Consider the following 5840-nt stretch of genomic DNA (forward strand, 5'->3'; position numbering starts at 1 on the left):
GTCGACGACGCGGAACGCACGCAGCGGGCGCTCTCGCTGTCGCACGCGCTCGCCGACGAGCGCGACGAGGTCACCGGGTTCATCTCCGCCGGGCGGCCCAAGGGTCAGGGACTGAGCGAGGAGCGCAGCGCGCGCGTCGACCGGCAGGTGGACGAGCTGCGCGTCGACGCGTCCGGGTCGCTGCGGCGCACCGTCGACGACGTCGCCACCGTGCGCCGTACCGCTCTCACCGGCAAGGGCTCCGCCCTGGACGCGCACGCCGCGTACTCCAAGGCCATCACCGAACTGCACCGGCTCGCCGAGGAACTGGCCGACGCGATGCCGCCCCGCGCGGGCTCCGGCGCGCACGCCCTCGCCGACCTCGACCGCGCCGTCGACCAGGCCTCCGCGGTGCGCGGCCTGCTGCTCGCCGCGTACGCCGTGCCGAAGTCGACGTCCACCAGGACCGTCATCGACCCCGTCACCGGGCTGCCGAGGACCGTCGTGGACCAGGACTCCGCCGACGGCAAGCAGCGCGACGCGCTCAGCGCCGCCGCCCAGCGCGCCCGGGTGCGCGAGCAGGCCGCGCTGGACGACTTCCGCGACTCGGCCCCGGCCGCGTCGGTCTCCGCGTACGACTCCACGGTCAGCGGGCCCGACGTCACCAAGGCCGACACGTACCTGAACCGGCTGACCGACGCCCCGACCCTGTCGGACGGCGAACTCGGCTACAGCAGCAAGAGCGTCGACGCCGCCCTGACCGCCCGGGTCGACCAGATGCGGGGCGCCGAGTCCGCGCTCGGGGACCAGCGCGTCAAGCGGCTGGAGGCGCTGCGCGACGACGACGTCGACGGCCTGGAGATCCGGATCGCCCTCGTCGGCTTCTGCCTGCTCGCGGCCGTCGGGGTCGCCATGGGCGCGGCCCGCTCGCTGACCCGGCCGCTCGCCGTGCTGCGGATCGGCTCCGCCCGGGTCGCCGCGGCTCCGGAGAACGAGGACCCGGTCAAGTTCACCGGCCGCAACGACGAGTTCGCCCAGGTCGTCCGCTCCGTCAACGCCCTGCACGCGCACGCCGTCGCGCTCCACGAGCGGCAGGCCACCCTGGAGTCCGACCGCAGGCACCTCATCGGCGAGCGGCAGCGCATGGCCGACGACCGTGACGCGCTGCGCGCCGAACTGGCGGACGCCGGAGCCCAGTTGCAGCGGCTCAAGCACTCCATCCACGGTACGTTCGTGAACCTCGCGCTGCGCACCCTCGGCCTCGTCGAGCGGCAGCTCGGCGTCATCGAGGGCCTGGAGGAGCGCGAGCAGGACCCCGAGCGGCTCGCCACCCTCTTCAAGCTCGACCACTTCGCCACCGTCATGCGCCGCCACAGCGAGAACCTGCTCGTCCTCGCCGGCGCCGAGCACGGCCAGCAGCACGCCGGATCGGTGCCGCTCGTCGACGTGCTGCGCGCCGCCGTCTCCGAGATCGAGCGCTACGAGCGGGTGCGCATCGCCGCGCTGCCGCCGCACGCCCACATCGCCGGGTTCGCGGCCGACGACCTCAGTCACCTCGTGGCCGAACTCCTGGAGAACGCCTCCTCGTTCTCGCCGCCGGACGCCGCCGTGGAGGTCTCCGCCTGGCTCCTGGAGAACGGCGAGGTCATGCTCTCCGTCCAGGACGAGGGCATCGGCATGGCCGAGGACACGATGCGGGAGCTGAACGCGCGGCTGTCGTCCTTCTCCGCCGAACAGGCCCATGACCCGGAGGACACCGACGGGCTCGGGCTCGGCCTGTACGTCGTCGCGCGGCTCGCGGCGCGGCACGGGGTACGCGTACGCCTGCGGGAGCAGAAGCAGGGCGGTGTCGCGGCCGTCGCCGTCCTGCCCACCGCACTCCTCGCCGCCGCCCCGCCCGCGTCGACGCCGCCCGCCGTGGTGGTGCCGGGCGGCTCGCCCACCGTGCACCTGCCGGGCTCCGAGGCGGAGGCCAACTCCAATGTGCTGGACGGGCGTTCGTCGGACGCGGACCCGCTGATCCAGGCCGCTGAGCAGGCCGTACGCGACTCGGGGACAGCGGCATCCGAGACAGAGGTATCAGCGCCGGAGGCATCCGAGGCAGAGACCGGGGCACAAGCAGCGGAAGAGACGGAGACGGCGGCCGGGACCAGGGCCCCGTCCGAGCCTCAGCCACTGTCCGAGCCCCGCTTCCCGTCCGAGTCCGAGTCCGAGACCACCATGGAACTGATGGCACCGGCGCCGCCGACCGCCGCGCCCGAGCCGGACACCCACGAGCGCACCCCGGACGAGAGCCCCGCCGAGACGGCGCCGCAGTCCGAGCCCGCGCCGCAGTCCGAGCCCGCGCCCGAGCAGCCGGCCGAGGTCCCGCCGCAGTGGGAGCGCGTCACCGACAAGGGCCTGCCCAAGCGCACCCCGAAGGTCGCCGCGCCCGCCTCCGCCCCGCAGCCGCGCACCGGCTCCGTCGACGCCGAGGCCCTGCGCCGCAGGCTCGGCGGCTTCCACCGCGGCGCGCTGCAGGGCCGCCGGGAGTTCGAGGCCGAGACCCAGGACCGTACGGCCGACGACCAGGAACGTACCGGAGAAGCCAAGGGGGACTCAGCCGAGGAGGCAAGCAGTTGACTGCGCCCACCCCTGCACTCAACAACTCTGCACCGAAGAACCACCCCGCCCTCAGCAGCGCGGCACGCAACCTGCACTGGCTGCTGACCGATCTGGTCGAGGAGGTGCCAGGGCTCCTGTCCGTCGCGGTCGTCTCGTCCGACGGGCTGCTCCTGCTCTCCTCCGACCCCGGACGCAACGCCGAGGGCCCCGCCGACCACCGCGGCGGCCCCAAGGGGTCCAGCGCCGACCTGGCCACCATCGTGGCCGGTGTCGGCAGCCTCACCATCGGTGCCGCCAAGCTGATGGACGGCGGAGGCGTCAAGCAGACCATGATCGCGATGGAGGACGGCAGTCTCTTCGTCATGTCCATCAGCGACGGCTCCCTGCTCGGTGTGCACGCCACCCCGGACTGCGACATGAGCGTCGTCGCGTACCACATGGCGCTCTTCGTCGGCCGTGCCGGGCACGTCCTGACGCCCGAACTCCGCAGTGAGCTGCGCCAGTCGATGGAGAGCCCCCGGTGACCGTGAGGAAACTTCCCGTACGCGGCGCAGAGCGCAAACCCGCCCGCGTGCGCCCCTACTCCCTGACCGGCGGCCGCACCCGCTTCGGGCACGTGCTCCTCGTCGAGACGTTCATCGCGAGCACCGCCGCCATCGAAGGGCCCGACGAGCGCCGGGAGATCGGCAAGGGCACCCTCGCGGGCGTCATGCCGGAGATGCGGGCCATCGTCGAACTGTGCCGCCGGATGCGCACGGTCGCCGAGATCGCCGCGCTCCTCAAAATGCCCCTGGGCGTGGTCCGCGTGCTGCTGAGCGACCTCGCCGACCAGGGAAAGATCCGCGTGTACGGAACCGGTCACGGCCCGGGACAGCCGGACCGGGCGCTCCTGGAAAGGGTGCTGAGTGGACTCCGCCGTCTCTGAACTCCTCGATGGCGAGGAGCAGTTGCAGACCTGGCAGACGGACCGGACCCGAGCCCCCATCGCCACGAAGATCGTGGTCGCGGGCGGCTTCGGCGTCGGCAAGACGACCCTGGTGACCGCCGTCTCGGAGATCCGGCCCCTCCAGACGGAGGCGCTGATGACGCAGGCCAGCGAGGACACCGACGACCTCACGGCGACGCCGGACAAGACGACCACGACGGTCGCCATGGACTTCGGCCGCATCACGCTCGACGACGACCTGGTCCTGTACCTGTTCGGCACGCCGGGCCAGCAGCGGTTCTGGTTCATGTGGGACGACCTGGTGCGCGGCGCGATCGGCGCCGTCGTCCTCGCCGACACCCGCCGCCTGTCCGACTGCTTCCCGGCGCTCGACTACTTCGAGAGCTGCGGGCTGCCGTACATCGTGGCCGTCAACCACTTCGACGGGAGCGAGAAGTTCGCGGCGGACGACGTGCGCGAGGCCCTGACGGTGCCGCCGCACGTGCCCGTGCTCATCATGGACGCGCGGCGCCGGATCGCGGTGATCGAGACGCTGCTCGCCCTGGTCGGCCACGCCCTGGACGCCACCCCCGCATGACTCCCTTTCCCCGTAAGCCAGTTATCAGTTAGAGGCACTCGACTATGTCGCGGAAGATACTCGTCGTCGGAGCCGGCCAGTCCGGGCTCCAGCTCGCCCTCGGCCTGCAGTCCCACGGCTACGAGGTCACCCTGATGTCCAACCGCACCGCCGACGAGATCCGCTCCGGCCGGGTCATGTCCACGCAGTGCATGTTCCACACCGCCCTCCAGCACGAGCGCGACCTGCAGCTGGGCTTCTGGGAGTCGCAGGCCCCGAAGATCGAGGGCCTCGGTGTCTCGGTGGCGGCGCCCGGGTCGCACGACCCCGGCCCCACCCAGCGCGCCATCGACTGGGTCGGCAAGCTGGACGGCCACGCCCAGTCCGTCGACCAGCGCGTGAAGATGGCCGGCTGGATGGAGACGTTCTCGCAGCGCGGCGGCCAGCTCGTCATCCACGGCGCCGCGGTGTCGGACCTCGACTACTTCTCCCGCACCTACGACCTCGTCCTGGTCTCGGCCGGCAAGGGCGAACTGGTCTCGATGTTCGGCCGCGACGCGTCCCGCTCGCCCTACACCGAGCCGCAGCGCGCCCTCGCCGTCGCCTACGTCCACGGCCTGGGCGTACGCCCCGAGCACCCCGACTTCGACGCGGTGCGCTGCAACCTCGTGCCCGGCGTCGGCGAGCTGTTCATCATGCCCACGCTGACCACGACGGGCCGCGCGGACATCCTCTTCTGGGAGGGCGTCCCCGGCGGCCCCGTCGACGCGTTCAAGGGCGTCAAGGACCCCTCCGAGCACCTGGCGCTGACCCTGGAGCTGATGGAGAAGTTCACGCCCTGGGAGTACGCGCGCGCCACGAAGGTCGAACTGACCGACGCCAACGGCACGTTGGCCGGCCGCTACGCCCCGACGGTCCGCAACCCGATCGGGCGGCTGCCCGGCGGCGGCGCGGTCCTCGGCGTCGCCGACGTGGTCGTCGCCAACGACCCGATCACCGGCCAGGGCTCCAACTCGGCGTCCAAGTGCGCGGCTTCGTACCTGTCCTCGATCGTCGACCACGGCGACAAGCCGTTCGACGAGGAGTGGATGCAGTCCGCCTTCGACCGGTACTGGGACACCGCGCAGCACGTCACGAAGTGGACGAACACGATGCTGCAGGCGCCGCCCGAGCACGTCCTGAACCTGATCGGCGCGGCAGGCCAACTCCAGCCGGTCGCCGACCGCTTCGCGAACGGCTTCAACAACCCGGCGGACTTCGAGAACTTCTTCTACGACCCGGAGAAGACGGCACAGTACCTGGCCTCGGTCTGACCAGGCCCCTGCGGGGTGGAGCAGCAGGCCCCGGGGCTCTTCAAGCCCCTGCGGGGGTGGAGCAGCAAGCCCCGGGGCTCTTCAAGCCCCTGCGGCGATTGAGCAGCGGGGTCCGGGGCAGCGCCCCGTGACCTTCGCCCGGACCCCGCCGGCTCACTGCTGGGGCGCCCCCGCGGCCCCGTACCCCGCGTCGCCCCCGTCCTCGGCCCCGGCCGGCAGCCGAGGCGCCCGGTACCCGGACACGGCCCCCGCCGAGGGATCCGGCCGCCACAGCCCCCAGCAGGGGATTCGCGGCGATTGAGCAGCGGGATCCGGGGCAGCGCCCCGTGACCTTCGCCCGGACCCCGCCGGCTCACTGCTGGGGCGCCCCCGCGGCCCCGTACCCCGCGTCGCCCCCGTCCTCGGCCCCGGCCGGCAGCCGAGGCGCCCGGTACCCGGACAC

Annotated in this window: 5 protein-coding genes; all 5 read left to right on the forward strand. The window is 72.7% G+C overall.

The annotated features are described in order from the left end of the window. On the forward strand, positions 1-2601 hold a 2601-nt coding region (locus G3I40_RS26555; RefSeq protein ID WP_164304686.1), incomplete at its 5' end, for a nitrate- and nitrite sensing domain-containing protein. Continuing rightward, a complete protein-coding gene (locus G3I40_RS26560) occupies positions 2598-3107 on the forward strand; it encodes a roadblock/LC7 domain-containing protein (RefSeq protein ID WP_164304687.1) in 510 nt (169 codons plus the stop codon). The genes G3I40_RS26555 and G3I40_RS26560, both read left to right, overlap by 4 nt. Continuing rightward, the gene (locus tag G3I40_RS26565) at positions 3104-3508 is read left to right on the forward strand and encodes a DUF742 domain-containing protein (RefSeq protein WP_164304688.1); all 405 of its coding nucleotides are present in this window, start codon (positions 3104-3106) and stop codon (positions 3506-3508) included. Before G3I40_RS26560 ends, G3I40_RS26565 begins: the two co-directional genes overlap by 4 nt. Then, positions 3489-4106: an ATP/GTP-binding protein gene (locus tag G3I40_RS26570; protein WP_164304689.1), complete on the forward strand. Its 618-nt coding sequence runs from the start codon at positions 3489-3491 to the stop codon at positions 4104-4106. The genes G3I40_RS26565 and G3I40_RS26570 overlap by 20 nt, the downstream gene beginning before the upstream one ends. Before the next feature lie 44 nt (positions 4107-4150). Then, positions 4151-5398 (forward strand): styrene monooxygenase/indole monooxygenase family protein, encoded by a 1248-nt coding sequence (locus G3I40_RS26575; protein WP_164304690.1) that lies wholly within the window; start codon positions 4151-4153, stop codon positions 5396-5398. The last annotated feature ends 442 nt before the right edge of the window (positions 5399-5840 follow it).

It is taken from the genome of Streptomyces sp. SID14478, from assembly GCF_010548525.1.
GTDB lineage: Bacteria > Actinomycetota > Actinomycetes > Streptomycetales > Streptomycetaceae > Streptomyces.